This window comes from Mesorhizobium sp. CU3, assembly GCF_006442965.1.
GTDB lineage: Bacteria > Pseudomonadota > Alphaproteobacteria > Rhizobiales > Rhizobiaceae > Mesorhizobium.
The window spans coordinates 51,444-67,674 of the sequence record NZ_VFWX01000004.1 but is presented as its reverse complement, the minus strand read 5'-3'; the positions used below and the strand labels follow the sequence as shown (position 1 = coordinate 67,674).

At 65.7% G+C, this 16,231-nt stretch carries 13 protein-coding genes; 8 read left to right on the top strand and 5 right to left on the bottom strand.

Features of this window, described 5'->3' with window-relative positions:
- Positions 1-4: 4 nt before the first annotated feature.
- Genes hydA through FJ988_RS08055 form a run of 6 tightly spaced genes read left to right on the top strand, consistent with a single transcriptional unit; the run spans position 5 to position 6,748 of the window.
- Positions 5-1,435 carry a dihydropyrimidinase gene (hydA, locus tag FJ988_RS08080; RefSeq protein ID WP_140816258.1) on the top strand — a complete coding sequence of 477 codons (1,431 nt, stop codon included), beginning with the start codon at positions 5-7 and terminating at the stop codon, positions 1,433-1,435.
- Positions 1,420-2,334 carry a nitrilase-related carbon-nitrogen hydrolase gene (locus FJ988_RS08075; RefSeq protein WP_140816256.1) on the top strand — a complete coding sequence of 305 codons (915 nt, stop codon included), beginning with the start codon at positions 1,420-1,422 and terminating at the stop codon, positions 2,332-2,334. The genes hydA and FJ988_RS08075 overlap by 16 nt, the downstream gene beginning before the upstream one ends.
- 7 nt (positions 2,335-2,341) lie before the next feature.
- Positions 2,342-3,649 carry a Coenzyme F420 hydrogenase/dehydrogenase, beta subunit C-terminal domain gene (locus FJ988_RS08070; RefSeq protein ID WP_140816254.1) on the top strand — a complete coding sequence of 436 codons (1,308 nt, stop codon included), beginning with the start codon at positions 2,342-2,344 and terminating at the stop codon, positions 3,647-3,649.
- The gene (locus FJ988_RS08065) at positions 3,646-4,806 is read left to right on the top strand and encodes an FAD-binding oxidoreductase (RefSeq protein ID WP_140816252.1); all 1,161 of its coding nucleotides are present in this window, start codon (positions 3,646-3,648) and stop codon (positions 4,804-4,806) included. The genes FJ988_RS08070 and FJ988_RS08065 overlap by 4 nt, the downstream gene beginning before the upstream one ends.
- Positions 4,803-6,086, top strand: coding sequence for a Zn-dependent hydrolase (locus FJ988_RS08060; protein ID WP_140816250.1), 1,284 nt, complete (start codon positions 4,803-4,805; stop codon positions 6,084-6,086). Before FJ988_RS08065 ends, FJ988_RS08060 begins: the two co-directional genes overlap by 4 nt.
- Positions 6,083-6,748: a cysteine hydrolase family protein gene (locus FJ988_RS08055; protein ID WP_140816248.1), complete on the top strand. Its 666-nt coding sequence runs from the start codon at positions 6,083-6,085 to the stop codon at positions 6,746-6,748. The genes FJ988_RS08060 and FJ988_RS08055 overlap by 4 nt, the downstream gene beginning before the upstream one ends.
- Here FJ988_RS08055 and FJ988_RS08050 read toward each other — a convergent pair.
- The 5 genes from FJ988_RS08050 to FJ988_RS08030 form a co-directional block, all read right to left on the bottom strand.
- Positions 6,733-8,223 (bottom strand): amidohydrolase family protein, encoded by a 1,491-nt coding sequence (locus FJ988_RS08050; RefSeq protein ID WP_140816246.1) that lies wholly within the window; start codon positions 8,221-8,223, stop codon positions 6,733-6,735. The two genes, FJ988_RS08055 and FJ988_RS08050, sit on opposite strands and share 16 nt — an antisense overlap.
- A 12-nt stretch (positions 8,224-8,235) precedes the next feature.
- Positions 8,236-9,774 (bottom strand): trimethylamine methyltransferase family protein, encoded by a 1,539-nt coding sequence (locus FJ988_RS08045; protein WP_140816737.1) that lies wholly within the window; start codon positions 9,772-9,774, stop codon positions 8,236-8,238.
- A gap of 74 nt (positions 9,775-9,848) precedes the next feature.
- A complete protein-coding gene (locus FJ988_RS08040) occupies positions 9,849-10,817 on the bottom strand; it encodes a D-2-hydroxyacid dehydrogenase (RefSeq protein ID WP_140816244.1) in 969 nt (322 codons plus the stop codon).
- 7 nt (positions 10,818-10,824) lie between these two features.
- A complete protein-coding gene (locus FJ988_RS08035) occupies positions 10,825-11,733 on the bottom strand; it encodes a dihydrodipicolinate synthase family protein (protein WP_140816242.1) in 909 nt (302 codons plus the stop codon).
- A gap of 74 nt (positions 11,734-11,807) precedes the next feature.
- A complete protein-coding gene (locus FJ988_RS08030) occupies positions 11,808-13,205 on the bottom strand; it encodes an MmgE/PrpD family protein (RefSeq protein ID WP_246688470.1) in 1,398 nt (465 codons plus the stop codon).
- A gap of 170 nt (positions 13,206-13,375) precedes the next feature.
- Between FJ988_RS08030 and FJ988_RS08025 the strand changes: the two genes are divergently transcribed.
- Both FJ988_RS08025 and FJ988_RS08020 read left to right on the top strand, forming a co-directional pair.
- Entirely contained in the window at positions 13,376-14,269 is an 894-nt protein-coding gene (locus tag FJ988_RS08025; protein ID WP_140816240.1) for a LysR substrate-binding domain-containing protein, read from the top strand.
- 177 nt (positions 14,270-14,446) lie between these two features.
- Positions 14,447-16,102, top strand: a complete 1,656-nt coding sequence (locus FJ988_RS08020) for an ABC transporter substrate-binding protein (protein WP_140816238.1) — start codon at positions 14,447-14,449, stop codon at positions 16,100-16,102.
- The last annotated feature ends 129 nt before the right edge of the window (positions 16,103-16,231 follow it).

The window sequence follows — 16,231 nt, the reverse complement described above, 5'->3', positions numbered from 1 at the left end:
GCCAATGCATGAGCTGGTGATCAGAGGCGGGCGCGTGGCGCTCGACGACGGCTGGGCCGAATGCGACATCGGCATCGACGACGGCCGCATCGCCGCCATCGGCAAAGGCCTGTCCGGCGGGAAGTCGATCGATGCCAGCGGCCGCTGGGTGATGCCGGGCGGCATCGACGCGCATTGCCATCTCGACCAGCCGGTCTGGGGCGGCGCCGGCAATGCCGACGATTTTGAGTCCGGCACGATCTCCGCCGCTTTCGGCGGCACCACTTGCATCGTGCCGTTCGGCATGCCCGGACAGGACATGACGACAATCGGCGCCATCGACCGCGCGCTGGATCGCGCGGCCGGACGCGCGGTGATCGACTACGGGCTGCATGCCGTGGTGACCATGGGCACCGGCGCCGATGTCGAGGCCCAGCTTGAAGCGCTTGCGGGTCGCGGCATCGCCTCGGTCAAGCTGTTCATGACCTATCAGGGCTTTGCGGTCGACGACGATTTGTTCTTCAAGGTCCTCGACACGGCGCGGCGTCTGGGCTGGATCGTCATGGTGCATGCCGAGAACGACGCCGCGATCCGCCGCACGCGCCAGCGGCTGATCGATCTCGGCCGCACCGATATGCGCTACCACGTCGTCGCCCACAGCGAGACGATGGAGCGCGAGGCGACGCATCGCGCGCTGGCTTTTGGAGAAATGACGGGCGCGCGCATGACCATCGTGCATGTCTCGTCCTGGCAATCGGCGGAAGAGGTGGCGCGGGCGAAGGCGCGCGGCGTCGCCGCCATCGCCGAGACCTGTCCGCAGTATCTCTTCCTCGGCGCCGCCGACCTCGACCGTCCAGGCAAGGACGCGGCGCGCTTCGTCTTCTCGCCGCCGCCGCGCTCGCCGCGCAGCCACGAACATCTGTGGCGGGAACTCATCGACGGCGGGATCGACCTGTGGTCGTCCGATCACTCGCCCTATTACTTTGCCGACAAGATCGGCCGTTCCGAGACGCCCGGCTTCACCACTACGCTGAGCGGCATTCCCGGTATCGAGACGCGGCTGCCGCTGCTGTTTTCGGAGGGGCTGCTGACCGGTCGCCTGACGCTCGAGCGCTATCTCGATCTCACCTCGCGCAATGCCGCTTCGGTCTATGGGTTTGCGGATCGCAAAGGCAGCATTGCCGTTGGGCTCGACGCCGACCTTGCGCTGTGGGACCCGACGGCGCGCTGGACGCTCGGGCACGAGGCACTGCATTCGCGCGTCGATTTCACGCCCTATGAGGGCAGGGTTGTGACCGGCAAGCCGACCACAGTTCTTGTGCGCGGCGTGCCGGTGGTGGCCGACGGCAAGTTGCAGGCGGAGCCGGGCTTTGGGCGGTTTGTTGCGCGTAGCGCCGCCGATCCGGCGCATCTTAGAAAACCAGTCGAGGATTGGACGCCATGGCTCGATGCCTGACCATCGCCGTTTGCCAGACCGGGCCGATCCAGCGCAGCGCTTCCCGCGCCGAGACAGTGGGGCGCCTGGTGCATTTGTTGGAGCAGGCCGAGGCGGCCGGCGCCGAGATCGCGGTGTTTCCGGAGATGGCGCTGACCACCTTTTTTCCGCGCTGGCGCATCGATGATCAGGCCGAGATCGACGCCTTCTTCGAAGCCGCGATGCCGGGGCCGGAAACGCAGCGGCTTTATGATGCCGCGGCGCGGCTGAAGGTCGGTTTCGCGCTGGGCTATTGCGAGTTGACGCGGGAAGAGGGCCGCCCGCGCCATTTCAACACGATGGATCTGGTCGGGCCGGATGGCGCTTTCATCGGCCGCTATCGCAAGATGCATGTGCCGGGGTCGAGCGAGCCGGAAGAAGGCACGACCACGCATCTCGAACGCCGCTATTTCGAGCCGGGCAATCTCGGCTTTCCGGTCTACGACTATCGCGGCGTGCGCGTCGGTCTCGCCATCTGCAACGACCGCCGCTGGCCGGAAACTTATCGCATGCTTTGCCTCAATGGCGCCGAGGTTGCGCTGCTCGGCTACAACACGCCGCTGCTGCTCGACGAGGCGCCGGCCCTGGCGCATCTGAGAATGTTCCACAACCATCTGCCGATGCAGGCCGGCGCTTACCAGAACACGCTGTGGATCGGCGCCGCCGCCAAGGCCGGGCTGGAAGACGGCCAGGCGCTGATCGGCGGCTCCTGCATCATCGCGCCGACCGGCGAGATCGCCGCGCAGGCGCTGTCGCTCGACGACGAGGTCATCGTGCATCGCGCCGATCTCGATTTGATCGAGACCTGCCGCAAAGTGAACTTCAACTTCGCGCTCTACCGCCGCCCCGATCAGTACAAGCGCATTTCGGAGCCGGTCTGAGATCGCGATGGGCCTGATCGAAACCAGCCAGAACACGATGCCGCGCGCGACCGATCCGCTGAAGCTCAGTCAGATCGTCGAAAACGGGCTTTGCATCGGTTGCGGCCTTTGCCGCTCGATCGCCGGTCGCGGCGACGTCGAGATGGTGATGACGCCGGAGGGCCGAGAGCGGCCAGTGGCGAGGCGGGCATTGGACAAGGCGACCTTGGCGAAGATCAATGCCGTTTGCCCTGGAACCAGGATCGCCGGTCCGCCCGCGGCGCAAGTTAGGGAATCCAGGCTGGCAGACACCGTCTGGGGGCCCGTCGAACGGCTGGTGCTCGGCCGCGCGGCTGAGCCCACGGCGCGGTTCATTGGCTCAGGCGGCGGAACGCTGACGGCGCTCGGGCAATTCCTGCTCAACTCGGGCCGGGTCAAGTTCGTGCTGCATGTCGCGGCGTCGCAATCCATGCCGATGCGCACGCAACGCAGGCTGAGCTTCGATGCCGCCTCGGTGCTCGAAGGCGCCGGTTCGCGCTACGGGCCGGCGGCGACATTGGTCGATTTCAACGATATCCTCGACCGCGGCGAGCCCTTCGCGCTGATCGCCAAGCCCTGCGACATCACCGCCGTGCGCGACCTGGCGCGGCTCGACCGCCGCGTCGACGAACACATGCGTTATGCGCTGGCCTTCGTCTGCGGCGGCGCCTCCGACCTGACCAAGTCGGAGCAGGTGCTGCAGCGTTTTGGCCTGAGCGAGGACGAGCTGAAGCTCTTCCGCTACCGGGGTCACGGTAATCCCGGCCTCAACCGCATTGAAACGCATGACGGCCGCGCCTTCGAGATCAGCTATCGGCAGCTCTGGGAAGACGAAGACAAGTGGATGATCCAGCCGCGCTGCAAGATCTGCCCGGATGCGATCGGCCAGGTTGCTGATATCGCCGTATCGGACGCCTGGCTGAATGGCGGTCCGGCCGCCGAGGATGAACCGCTCAACGGGATCATCGTGCGGACAAAGCGCGGGCTGGAGCTGTTCGACGCGGCAGTCGAGGCCGGCGCGCTGGAGATCAAGCGCGAGAGCGGGATCGACGAGATCAGCGAGTTGCAGTCGCATCAGGTGCGCAAGCGGCGTGCCGCCTGGGCGCGGCTCAAAGGCATGGCAATCGCCGGCAAGCCGGTGCCTTTTGTCACCGATCTCGCCTTGCGCGAATGCGCTTTGCAGAATTCGCCGGCCGAGAATCTGGCCGAAGGCCGGGGCGCCCGCGACCGCGCGCGGCGCGGCCGCCTGGGTGAGCCGCCTGCCGTGCCGCGCGAAACAGTTTTGGGGGATCCATGAGCGAACAGACCGACGTGATCGTCATCGGCGGCGGCATGGCCGGCGCCGGCGCGGCCTATGAGATTTCGCGCAGTTTGAAAGTCGTGCTGCTCGAAAAGGAGAGCCATTGCGGCTACCACACTACCGGACGCTCGGCGGCGAGTTTCACCGAGAATTACGGCAATGGCGTCATCCGCCGCATCGTGCTGGCCAGCCGCGCCTTTCTCACCGAGCCGCCAGCGAGCTTTTCGGATTATCCGCTGCTCAGCAAGCGCGGCATGATCACGGTGGCGCGGGCCGACCAACTCGACCTGTTGCGCGAGGACCTTGCGGCGGCGCAGGCGCTGGTGCCGTCGATCGTCGCGATGACGCCGGCCGAGGCGATCGCGCGCGTGCCGGTGCTGCGCCAGGACTATCTCGCCGGCGCCTATATCGAACCGCATTCCATGGACATCGACGTCAACGGCCTGCACCAAGGGTTTTTGCGCGGCGCGCGGGCGCGTGGCGCGCGCGTCGTGACCAAGGCCGGTGTCAGAGCCATCGGCAGGCAAGGCGGCCAATGGCGGGTCGAGACGGAAGCCGGGACGTTTCTTGCGCCGCTGATCGTCAATGCGGCCGGCGCCTGGGGCGACGAGATCGCTGCCATGGCCGGGGTGCGTCCGGTCGGACTGCAGCCGAAGCGCCGCACCGCATTCAACATTCCCGCGCCTGCTGGTCTCGATATCGCCGACTGGCCGCTGGTCAACGATGTCGGCGCGGAATTCTATTTCAAGCCGGATGCCGGGCAGCTGTTCGTCTCGCCGGCCGATGCGACGCCGTCGGCGCCGATGGATGCCTATGCCGACGACATGGATGTGGCTATCGGGGCCGAACGCCTCGAACGCGCGACCACGATCGAAGTGCAGCGCGTGTCGCGTTCCTGGGCGGGCTTGCGGACCTTCGTTGCGGACGGGTCGCCTGTGGTTGGGCCCGATGACGAGTTTGAGGATTTCGTCTGGCTGGTCGGGCAGGGCGGCTACGGCATAAAAACCTCGCCCGCGCTGTCGCGGGTCTGCGCTAGCCTGATCGCCGGCGGCGGCCTGCCGGACGATGTCGCGAGGCAGGGCGTGTCGCTCGACGATCTTACGCCGCATCGGCTGCGCAAGGTCGAGCCTCAAGCGACGCAGATTGCCTCATGAGTGATGCCGCACTGACGGCCGGCGGCAGGCTGGCAGGGCGTATCCTCGATGCGCTTGCTGAGGCCACGACAGATGCGCCCGGCATCACCCGCGTCGCCTATGGGCCTGGCGAGCGCTTCGCCCATGATCTCGTGCGCAAGGAGGCGGAAAAGCTCGGCGCGGTTGCGCGTGCCGATGCGGCCGGCAATCTCTATCTGACATTTCGCGGCCGCGATCCGGAGCTGCCGGCGATTGTCATCGGCTCGCACCTCGACAGCGTGGCGCATGGGGGCAATTTCGATGGCGCCGCCGGCGTCGTGGCGGGACTTGCGGTGATGGCGGAATTGGTCGAGCAAAACATCCGATTGCCGCGCGATCTCATCGTGCTGGCAACGCGCGCCGAAGAGGCCGTCTGGTTTCCGCTGTCCTATCCGGGCAGCGAGGCGGCGCTCGGCCTGCTCGCTCCAAAGGCGCTCGAAGCCAAGCGCTCCGATAGCGGCCGCACGCTGGCCGATCATATGCTGGAGGAAGGCTTCGACCCCGACGCCGTGCGGCGCGGCGTGCCGGGCATCGATGCAGGCCGGATCGCGGCCTTCGTCGAAGTGCATATTGAACAGGGGCCGCGTCTCGTCGCCGCTGAAGCACCGGTCGGCATCGTCACCGGGATCGCCGGCGGCTTCCGCTATGTCGACGCGAAGTGCCTCGGCGCTTACGCTCATTCGGGCGCCGAGCCGCGCTTTGCCCGGCATGACGCCGTGCTCGGCTTTGCCGATCTGGTCGCGGCGCTCGAGTCGGAATGGGACGCGCTCGAACGCGACGGCCATGGGGCGACCATTACCTTCGGCCGCGTGCAATCCGATCCGACGCAGCATGGCGGCAGCCGGGTGCTGGGCGAGCTCGGCTTCACGCTCGATGTGCGCAGCGCTGAAGCGGCCGTCCTGGAGCGGATCGAGAGGCGGCTCCGGGCCATTCTCACCGTGGTCGGCGCCAAGCGCGGTGTGACCTTCGAGATCGGCCCGCGTTTCACCTGGGAGCCGGCAACGATGTCGCCAGCTTTGATCGCCGGGTTCGACCGCGCCGCGACCGAATTGCAGATGCGCGCACCGCATGTGCCGAGCGGCGCTGGGCACGACGCGGCGACCTTCGCCGGCGCCGGCATTCCGACCGCCATGCTGTTCGTGCGCAACGAGAATGGCAGCCACAATCCGCATGAAGCGATGGAGATCGCCGATCTCGATCAGGCGATCCGGCTGCTCTTTCGCTTCGTCACCGACTTCGACAATCCTTTGGATCAGACATGAACCTCGCCAAGATCGCCTTGCTCGTCATCGATCTGCAGAATGAATACCGCCCCGGCGCGGCCTGGCCGGTCGTCGGCTACGACACAGTGCTCGCCAACACCGCCGCGCTGATCGAAGCGGCCCGCAAGGCCGGCGTTGCGGTCATCCACGCACAGGCTTGGGTGAAGCCGGAGGAGCGCGACGGCTATGCGCGGCAGGAAGAGATCCTGACCGAGGAATTCCGCTCGGCGATTGCCGGCAGCGAGGGCGCCGCGATCTGCGCCGAAGTGGCGACACAGCCGGGCGATATCGTCATCCACAAGCACTGGCCGAGTGCCTTTCGCCGCACTGAGCTTTCGCAGCGGCTTGCCGCGCTCGGCATCGAGAACCTCGTGGTCGCCGGCGTGCTCACCGACAGTTGCGTGACCGAGACTGTGTTCGACGCGGTTTATCAGGGGTTTCGTGTCTGGCTGGTCAAGGACGCCTGCGGCAGCATGACAGAAGCGATGCATCGCACCGGCATGCTCGACATGGCGAACCGGCTCTATGGCGGCGGCATATTGCGTCTGCCGGAGGCGCTGAGAGCGCTCGCTGGCCAGCCCTTCGATGGCTGGCGCTGTACGCGACCGGTGGAGTTCACCTATACGCTGGAGAGCGTCGACCGAATCTATGAGGCGCTGTGATCGGCGCCGCAGTCGCATGCGCCTCTGACGACCGTCTTTGACGCCGAAGGTTTTAAAACCGCGCCGGGCAGCGCGCCGGTCGCCCTGCCGCCGCGCCAGACGGGGACGCCGTTGACGAAAACATGCTCGATGCCGGCTGCTGGACGGCGCGGCTCCTCGAAGGTGGCGGTGTCGATGACCGTCTCAGGATCGAAGATCACGAGATCGGCGAAATTGCCTTCGGCCAACATTCCGCGCTCCGCGATGCCGAATTCCTTCGCGGGCAGGCCGGTCATGCGGAACACGGCTTCCTCCAGCGTGAGCAGCCCGACGTCACGCGCGTAATGCCCGAGCACGCGCGGGAACGTGCCCCAGAGCCGCGGATGCGGATGGATGTCGTGCGGCAGGCCGTCCGAGCCGATCATGGTGCGCGGATGGGCGATGATGTTGCGGACATCGTCCTCGTCGAGCTGGAAATAGACGGCGCCGGCCGGCAGCAGGCGCTGGCCGGCTTCGCGCTCGGTGCAGTTCCATTCGCGGGCGACATCGGCGATCTCGCGCCGCGCCATTTCGGGATGCGGATCGGACCAGGTGACGAGAATTTTCAGGCCGGTGTCGCAGCGCTCCAGCCGCAGAACCGTCGAGCTCGCGGCATAGGGATAGACGTCCATGCCGATGTCCATCGTCGCGCGCGCCCGGTCGATCCGTTCCAGGGAGGGCCGGCTCTTGCCGAAATTGGCGCGGCCAGTGCACTGGTGATGCGAGATGAACAGCTTGCCGCCGGCATGATCGGCAATGTCGATCGCTTCCTCGATCGCCTCGTCCATCGTCTCGAAATAGTTGCGGGTGTGGGTGACATAGGGACCGCCGAGGCCTGCCGCCTTGGCGGCGAGCGCCTTGACCTCCTCGGTCGATGAGTTGACGGCCGGGGGATAGTCGAGCCCGGTGCTGAGGCCGAAAGCGCCATCGGCCATCGCCTCGGCGACGGCTTCCTGCATCGCCCCCGTTTCCGCTTCGTTGGCCGGTCGGTCGGTCACCGGCATGCAACGCTGTCGCAAGGTGGTGTGGCCGACGAGCAGGGCGGCGTTGGTGGCGATGCCGCGCCGCTTCAGCTCCGCGACATAATCGGCAAAACGGTCGAAGCGGAAATTCTCGCGACCGCCGACCAGCGTGAAGGGCGGCGGCGGGGTGCCGTTGAGAAGCAGCGGCGCCAGGCTGACGCCGCAATTGCCGGCGATCACCGTCGTCACGCCCTGACTGATCTTCGGGTCCATGCCGCGCGGCGAAAGCAGCGCGCCGTCGTCATGGGTGTGCACGTCGATGAAGCCGGGCGCCACGACCTTGCCGCGCGCGTCGATCTCCTCAACGCCTTTCGCGTCATCGAGCCGGCCGATCGCGGCGATCCTGTCGCCGGTGACGGCGATGTCAGCCTCGAACGGCTTCGAGCCGTCGCCGGCGATCAGCGTCGCGTGACGAATGACGAGATCGTAAGGCATTACGTGGATTTCCTAAGCTTCCGGATTCGCCGCAATTTCCTCGCGACGGCGCGCGACATAGGCGTCGAGCTGCTCGCGGATCGCGGGGTCCATCACCGGTTCCTCGTAATCATGCAGGGCCTGCTGCCAGAGCTCGGTCGCGCGCTCCAGCGCATCCTTACCGCCGGCTTCCTCCCAGGCGCCGTGGTTCTGCCAGTTGGACAGCATCGGCTGGTAGAAGGCGGTGGTGTAGCGCGACATGGTGTGCTCGGCGCCGAAGAAATGGCCGCCGGCCGGCACCGACTTGATGGCCTCGAAACCGAGGTCGTCCTCCTGGAAGGGCAACGGCCGCAGGAACTCCATCATGTTCTGCAGGATCTCGACATCGAGCACGAGCTTTTCGTAAGACGCCGTCAGCCCGCCTTCGAGCCAGCCGGCGGCGTGATAGATCAGATTGGCGCCGCCGAGCACCGCGCCCCATGTCGCCATCTCGGTCTCGTAGGCGGCCTGCAGGTCGACGACGTTGGAGGCGTTGGCATTGGAGGTGCGGTAGGGCAGATTGTAGCGGCGCGCCAACTGCCCGGCGATGATGTTGGCCTTGGCGTTTTCCGGCGTGCCGAAGGCCGGCGCGCCCGACTTCATGTCGACATTGGAGGTGAAGGCGCCGTACATCACCGGCGCGCCGGGATTGACGAGCTGCGTCAGCGTCACGCCGAACAGGGCTTCGGCATTCTGCTGGCAGAGCGCGGCGGCCAGCGTCACCGGCGTCATCGCGCCCATCAGCGTGAAGGGCGTGACGGTGACCGGCTGGCCGTGCTCGGCCATGGCGATCAGGCCCTCCGCCATCGCGTCATCGAACAGCCGCGGCGAGTTGATCGAGATGATCGTGGTGACGCCCGGCGAGGCGCGCATCTCGTCCACCGAGATGCCGCGCGCGATCGCCATCATGTTGATGCCGTCCATCGCCCGGGCGCGGCCGATCGCGGTGCAGTGGAAGGAGAGATCGCTCAGCGTCAGATTGGCGTGGTAGGTGTCGAGATGGCGCGCATTGGCCGGCAGTTCCATAGGCGCCACCACCTGGTTGCCGATGATGTGGATGGCGTTGAAGTGGTGCGCCAGGCGGATGAAGTTCTGGTAGTCGGGCAGATTGCCCTGGCGGCGGCCATTGATGCGGTCATGCACATTGGGCGGACCGGCGACCAAGCCGAAAACCAACGAGTTGCCGCCGAAATGGACCTGCTTTTCCGGATTGCGGCTGGTCAGCGTGAAGGACGAGGGAACGTTGCGCAGAGCCTCGGTCACGATGCTCTCGTCGATGCGGATTGTGTTGGTCTCGCGGTCGACAATGGCGCCGGCGGCGGCGAACAGATCCATCACCTTTTCGCTCATCACACGGATGCCGAGTTCCGACAGGATGCGCATCGAGGTGTCGTGCAGCTGCTGCATCCGCTCCTCATCGAGCAACTGCATGGGCGGGTAGGGGTTCTTGACGCTCTGCCACGGCAGTTGGGCGATGCCGCCACCGCCGCGTCCGAGCTTCGATCTGCGGCCGCCGCCACGCCTGTCGTGCATCATCGAACTCTTCCTCTCATCCTCTGACGCAATTCCGGAGGGAAAACCGCAAGGCACTTTTCCTGGAATTGCTCCTAGTACCCGCGTTCCGGATTGACCACATTTTCCAGCGGCTCGCCTTTGCGGTAGCGCGCCAGATTGTCGGCGAACATGCGCACCGACTTTATGTCCCAGCCGTCATAGACCGCCGCGCAATGCGGCGTGACGGCGACGTTGTCGTAGGCCCAAAGCGGATGCTCGGCCGGCAGCGGCTCGGTCGCGAAGACATCGAGCGCGGCGCCCTTTATCCGTCCGGCGTCGAGCGCGGCCAGAAGCGCTTTCTCCTCGACGACGCCGCCGCGCGAAATGTCGATGAGCACGGCGCTTGGCTTCATCGCGGCGAAGGCCGCCTCGCCGAGCAGGCCGCGCGTGGTCGGCAGCAAAGGCACGCAGCAGACGATGAAATCGGCGCGGGCAATCAGCGGCAATAGCGCGTCGACGCCATGGACCTCGTCGAGGCATGGAGTCGGTTTCGGCCGCGCGCGGATGCCCAGCGTGTGCAGGCCCATCGCCTGCGCTCGCCGTGCGACGGCCTCGCCGGTCTTGCCGAGGCCGACGATGAGGACGGTCTTGCCTTCGATCGGCTCGACGCGGCCGCCGCCCCACTGCCTGGCCTGCTGGCGGCGCTCGAAGCCGCGCAGGTCGAGCGAGAAGGAGAGCATGGCGCCGAGCGCATATTCCGCCAGCATGCCGGCCGCGACGCCGGCCGAGTTGGTCACCGTCACATGCGCCGGATCCCAGCGTCCGAGATGATCGGTGCCGGAGCCGCCGATCGACACCCACTTCACTGTTGCGCTCTCGGTGAGCGCCTGGCGCGGATAGCGCGGCGTGCCGTCGAAGCGGATCGAATAGACCACCTCCGCGCCGGTCTGCTCGATCAGCGCGGGAAGGCCAGCATAGGTCTCGCAGGCATGGACTTCGAGGTCCGGATGCGTCTCGGCCAGCAGGGCAAGCGCGCCGGCTGGCTTGTCGGTGTGCAGGATGACGATCGGGCGGGCCGACATCGGGGCCTCAGCCGTGGCCGATATGGTCGGCGGCGCTGCCCAGCGCCGCAATCAGCGCCTTGCCGTTTTCCAGTGTTGCATTTTCATGCGGCGCGCGCAGGTTCAGCCAGCGCCGGTCGCCGGATTTGACCGCGAGCACCGCCTTCATCGCCTGGATCAGCCCGGCATCCTGGATCACCTTGCGGAACGCCTTGATGGCGGCGTCCGCGTCCGTGACGTCATCGCCGTTGCGTGCCGCTTCATAGAGCCGGCGGATGGCGGCGGCGTTGAGATTGACGGTCGCCGAGATGCAGCCCGCGGCGCCGCTGGCGAGGCCCTTGGTGAGCTGCGCCTCCGAGCTCGGGAAGACGGAGATATCGGGCGCGGCGGCGATGACGGCGGCGGTGTTGTTCCAATCGCCGGCGCTGTCCTTGTAGGCGACGACGGTGTCCGGGAACGCCTTGCTCAGCCGCGCCGTCAGAGCGGGGCTGACCGGCACGCCCGAGTTCTGCGGGATGTGGTAGAGGATCACGCGCAGCTTGGGGTTCGCCACCTTCTCGATCAGCTCGCTGTAGTAGCGCGCCTGACCATTGTCTCCGGCGCCGGTGTAGAAGAAGGACGGCAGCACCATCACGGCGGCGCAGCCGAGGCCGACAGCGTGCTTGGATAGCTCGACCGTCTCAGGTAGCGCGGTAACGCCGGTGCCGGGCATCATGCGGTCCGCTGCAATGCCTGCCTCGACCAGCCATTCCAATGCTTGCATGCGTTCGCGCAATGAAACCGACAGCGCTTCGCCCGTGGTGCCGAAGGGGGAGAGAAAATGCGCGCCCTGATCGAGCACCCATTTGGCGTGGGAGACCCAGAGATCGCGCGCGATGCGGCCATCGTCCTCGAAGGGCGTCAGGATCGGGGCGATGGTTCCTTGCGGGCGGGTCATGATGGTCCTTTATGCATGATGCTGGTCTGCGCGCTGTCTTGCCATCGTTGCCACGGCCTGTCGCAAAGCGGCACTCAGTCCTGAGTCTGGGGCGGATCGTAGAGCAACGCGGCGAGATCCGAGAAGCGGCTGTCGCGATCGTCGAGCGAGAGCACTGCGTCGCGGATCGCCGCGGCGCGGTCGGTTCCGAGCACGGGCGCCGCGAACTCCATATATTTGGCCTCGACGTCCTGCAGGCTCATCGGCGCTTCCGGGCCGCCACGCGCATGCACGTCGCCGGACGCCAGCACGCGCCCATCGTTGGTGGTGATGACGACGTCGGCCCAGCGGCCGGCCGGGAAGCGGGCGCTGTGGCGTTCGCTTTCGGTGATCGTGATGCGGGCGAGCAGGTCGGCGACGGCCGCGTCCTTGAGCCCGGCACCGGAAATATGCTCCAGCCCGATGCGACCATGGATGACGTAGGTCGCGACGGCGAAGCGCAGGCTGTATTGCGCCTTCGAGGTGGTGTCCGGCATGCCGTCGAACAGCGTCGCCGCGTAGTGGAAGCTGTTGACCTGAACACTCGCGATGTCTGAGGCGCCGAGGTTATGCGCAAGGCAGAGCCCGCGCACGGCGTCGATCGCGGCATGCGCCCAGCGGCAGATGGGATAGGGTTTCACGTATTGGTGCAGCGACTGCCAGAAGACGCCGAGATCGCGCCAATACTCAGTGACTTCCGGCGCCTCGACGGTGATCGCCGGCGCGCCGGTGAAGCCGCGCTCGGCAAGCACCGCCGCCGAGAGGCCGACAAGGGCGCCCATGCCGGAGCCGTCATGCAGCATGGTCGGCGTCGCGATCTCGCGCATCATCTGGCTGCGCGGTCCATGATATTCGGCGATGCCTAGCGCCTCGCGCAACTGCGTTTCGTTCAACCGCCGCAGCCGCGCCGCGACCGCCGCCACGCCCAATGCGTTCCAGGCGCCTGAGGTGTGGTAGTCGCTCACCGTCGCATGCAGGGCGATGGCGGCGCGGCCTGCGACTTCATAGCCGATCACCAGCGAGGCCAGCGCTTCCGGTCCGGTGAGGTCCGGCCTTGCTTCGGCAAGTGCCGCGAGCGCCGGCACCACCGCGACGCCGATATGGCCCTTGGTCGGGCTGTAACCATCATGGCCGTCGAGATTGTCGGTCTGCGTGGCGACGGCGTAGGCCGCACCCGCGATGCTGGCGCGGCGGCCGTCGAAGAGCATGCGCGCCGCATGCTGCGGATCGCTGGAGCCGTAGAGCAGGACGGCGACGTCGCGAGCGATTTTCCCTGCTTCCATCGGCCCGGCCGCGATGGCGATGCCCAGCGTATCCAGGAGAAGATAGCGCGCCTGCTCCAGCACCGGCTGGGGGAAGACGGAGGCAGGGCGCCGCAGCACGAAATCGGCGAGGCGCGCGAACGTATCGGAATTGACGACAGGCCCTTCACGCCGATGCGACGGCACAGTCACTTGGCGTATCTCCCCTTCTGCTCACATCATCAATAAATTGGGTTCATCGCGCAGGCACGCGATTAGTTTGGCGGCTTTGACCAAAAATATTGATGCCATGTCGCCTGTCTGCGATTGAATGCCTGTTTGCCCATGCGATAGCTATGGCTGCTATGTAGCAGGAGACCGGGATGAAGCCGCCACCCCCCTTGAACTATATCCGCTCGTTCGAGAGCTCGGCCAGGCATCTGAGCTTCACTCTCGCCGCCAAGGAGCTGGGCTACACGCAGGCCGCCGTCAGCACGCATGTGCGCGCGCTCGAGCATTATATCGGTCGGCAACTGTTCATCCGCTATCCGCGCAGCCTGAAGCTGACCGAGATGGGCGAGGCCTTCCTGCCGACATTGCGCCAGGCGCTCGACCAGATCGATCAGGCGACCGAGGCGATCGTCGCTTCCTCGCGCAACCGCACCGTGGTCGTCTCATGTCCGATGAGCCTTGCGGAGAACTGGCTGGCGGGCTGCATGGCGGCTTTCCGCAAGAAGCACCCCGAGATCGAGATCGTGCTGCACGGCACGATCTGGGAAGATATCAGCGAACAGATCGCCGACATCACCATTTCGACGCGCCGGTTCGACGACCGGCCGCCGGCGGCGATCCCGCTGTGGAACGACGAGTTGGTGCTGCTTTGCGCCCCCGGCATGCTCGAAGGCGAGCACGCGCTGAAGACGCCGCAGGACATGCTCAAGGTCGACTGGATCTTCGTGCATGGCCGCCAGGAATACTGGCAGGTGGTCGCCGACGCGCTCGGCGTCGACCTCGAGGAGCACGACAAGGGCCTGTCGACCAATGCCTCCAACATCGCGCTCGAACTGGCGGCGATGGGGGCCGGTCTGGTCGCCACGCAACGCTCTCTCTCGCACGCCTATATGGATCGCGGGCTGCTCGTCGAGCCGTTTCCTGTGCGGCCGCCAAGTCCCTGGAATTACTATCTGACCGAGAGCCAGCTCTCGAAGGGAAACATCGCGCGCACGGTCAGGGAATGGATCCTTTCCAGGGCCAGGGAAGACGCGGCCAGGCCATAGCTCCAGCGCCCCCTTCAAAAATTTGACGAGCCAATGGCATCGTTTTTTTAGGCCTTAAGGGCCGGTTTTCTGCGGTTTGTGACCGTTCGAGCCCTTCCGGGATTTTTGCATCGCCCCTAACATGCGAAGCCGCAAGGGGAATGTAACGGGCAAAAAGCCCTGAACCGGAGAACAACGATGACAATGTTCAAAAGCAACGGTGACCGCGTCCCAACGGTCATCGAAAGCTACGCAGCCGAAGTCAAAGGCGGCAAAATGGACCGCCGCGAATTCCTGGCCATGGCCAGCGTGATGGGCGCTTCGACGGCGCTCGCCTATTCGATGGCGGGCCTCGAGCCGGCCAAGGCTGCGGCGATCGTGCCCGGCAAGAAGGGCGGCATTCTCAGGATGCAGATGATCATCAAGGACATGAAGGACCCGCGCTCCTGGGACTGGTCCGAGATCGCCAACGTCATGCGCCAGTGCAACGACTACATGATCCGCTACACCACCGATTTCACCTTCGAGGGTCATCTGGTCGAGAGCTGGGAAGTCAGCGACGACGCCACCGAATACACGCTGCATCTTCGCAAGGGCGTGAAGTGGTCGAACGGCGACGACTTCAACGCCGACGACATCGTCCACAACATCACCCGCTGGTGCGACAAGGCGGCCGAGGGCAATTCGATGGCCGGGCGCATGAGCTCGCTGATCGACGCCGCCACCAAGAAGGCGGCCGCCGGCGCCATCACCAAGGTCGACGACCATACGGTGAAGCTGAAATGCAATCAGTCCGACGTCACCATCATTCCGGGTTTCTCCGATTATCCGGCGGTCATCGTCCACCGCGACTTCGACAAGAACGGCGCCGACATGCTGAAGACGCCGGGCACCGGTCCGTATGAGCTGATCTCCTACAAGGTCGGTGAATCGGCCTCTGTGCGGCGGCGCAAGGACTTCACCTGGTTCGGCGGCGAGCCCTATCTCGATGGCGTCGACTGGACCGACTATGGGTCGGACGCCTCCAACCCGGCGATCGCCAGTGCCTTCGAGGCAGGGGAGATCGATTGCAACTATCAAACCGTCGGCGGCACGGTCGACCTCTATGACAGCATGGGACTGATCAAGGAACCGGTCGTCACCGCTGGCACCATCGTGCTGCGCACCAACGTGACCAACAAGCCCTATGACGACAAGCGCGTGCGCAACGCGATCCAGCTCGCGGTCGACAACGAGACGGTGCTGAAACTCGGCTACAGTGGCCTGGGGCAGGTGGCGGAGAACCACCATGTCTGCCCGATCCATCCGGAATATTACGCGCTGCCGAAAGTGCCGCGCGATCTCGCCAAGGCCAAGGCGCTGATGGCCGAGGCCGGCCTGACGGATCACGAGTTCGAGCTGATCTCCTACGACGCCGACTATGTGAAGGACCCGGCCGACGTTGTCGCGGCGCAGATGCGCGACGCCGGTTTCAAGGTCAAGCGTACCATCATTCCAGGCTCGTCCTTCTGGAACGACTGGACGAAATATCCGTGGTCGACCACCGATTGGGGCATGCGGCCGCTCGGCGTCCAGGTGCTGGCGATCGCCTATCGCAGCGGCGAGGCCTGGAACGAGTCCGGCTACGCCAATCCGGACTTCGACAAGAAGCTCAACGAGGCGATGGCCATCGCCGACCCCGCCAAGCGCAAGGAGCTGATGAAGGAGGTCGAGTTCATCCTGCAGGATTCCGGCATTCTGGTTCAGGCCTTCTGGCGCTCGCTCTACCGTCACCACGCCGCTTACGTGAAGAACCTCGGCATGCATCAGACCTTCGAGCTGCAGCTCGATAAGGTCTGGCTGGACAAGGCATAGGCTGGATCGATCGCGACAAGTATCTCAGGGGCGCGGCTCGCGCCCCTGAATTCACCGGCGACTGCGATTGATCGGTCAGCTAAACAAAATCCCATAGCGCTTGGAAAATGCGCGGAAACGAAGTCGCCG

Bases quoted from the DNA above. Each gene is read 5' to 3' on its own strand.
- hydA (WP_140816258.1), top strand. From the start codon at position 5: ATGCATGAGCTGGTGATCAGAGGCGGGCGCGTGGCGCTCGACGACGGC.
- FJ988_RS08075 (WP_140816256.1), top strand. From the start codon at position 1,420: ATGGCTCGATGCCTGACCATCGCCGTTTGCCAGACCGGGCCGATCCAG.
- FJ988_RS08070 (WP_140816254.1), top strand. From the start codon at position 2,342: ATGGGCCTGATCGAAACCAGCCAGAACACGATGCCGCGCGCGACCGAT.
- FJ988_RS08065 (WP_140816252.1), top strand. From the start codon at position 3,646: ATGAGCGAACAGACCGACGTGATCGTCATCGGCGGCGGCATGGCCGGC.
- FJ988_RS08060 (WP_140816250.1), top strand. From the start codon at position 4,803: ATGAGTGATGCCGCACTGACGGCCGGCGGCAGGCTGGCAGGGCGTATC.
- FJ988_RS08055 (WP_140816248.1), top strand. From the start codon at position 6,083: ATGAACCTCGCCAAGATCGCCTTGCTCGTCATCGATCTGCAGAATGAA.
- FJ988_RS08050 (WP_140816246.1), bottom strand. From the start codon at position 8,223: ATGCCTTACGATCTCGTCATTCGTCACGCGACGCTGATCGCCGGCGAC.
- FJ988_RS08045 (WP_140816737.1), bottom strand. From the start codon at position 9,774: ATGCACGACAGGCGTGGCGGCGGCCGCAGATCGAAGCTCGGACGCGGC.
- FJ988_RS08040 (WP_140816244.1), bottom strand. From the start codon at position 10,817: ATGTCGGCCCGCCCGATCGTCATCCTGCACACCGACAAGCCAGCCGGC.
- FJ988_RS08035 (WP_140816242.1), bottom strand. From the start codon at position 11,733: ATGACCCGCCCGCAAGGAACCATCGCCCCGATCCTGACGCCCTTCGAG.
- FJ988_RS08025 (WP_140816240.1), top strand. From the start codon at position 13,376: ATGAAGCCGCCACCCCCCTTGAACTATATCCGCTCGTTCGAGAGCTCG.
- FJ988_RS08020 (WP_140816238.1), top strand. From the start codon at position 14,447: ATGACAATGTTCAAAAGCAACGGTGACCGCGTCCCAACGGTCATCGAA.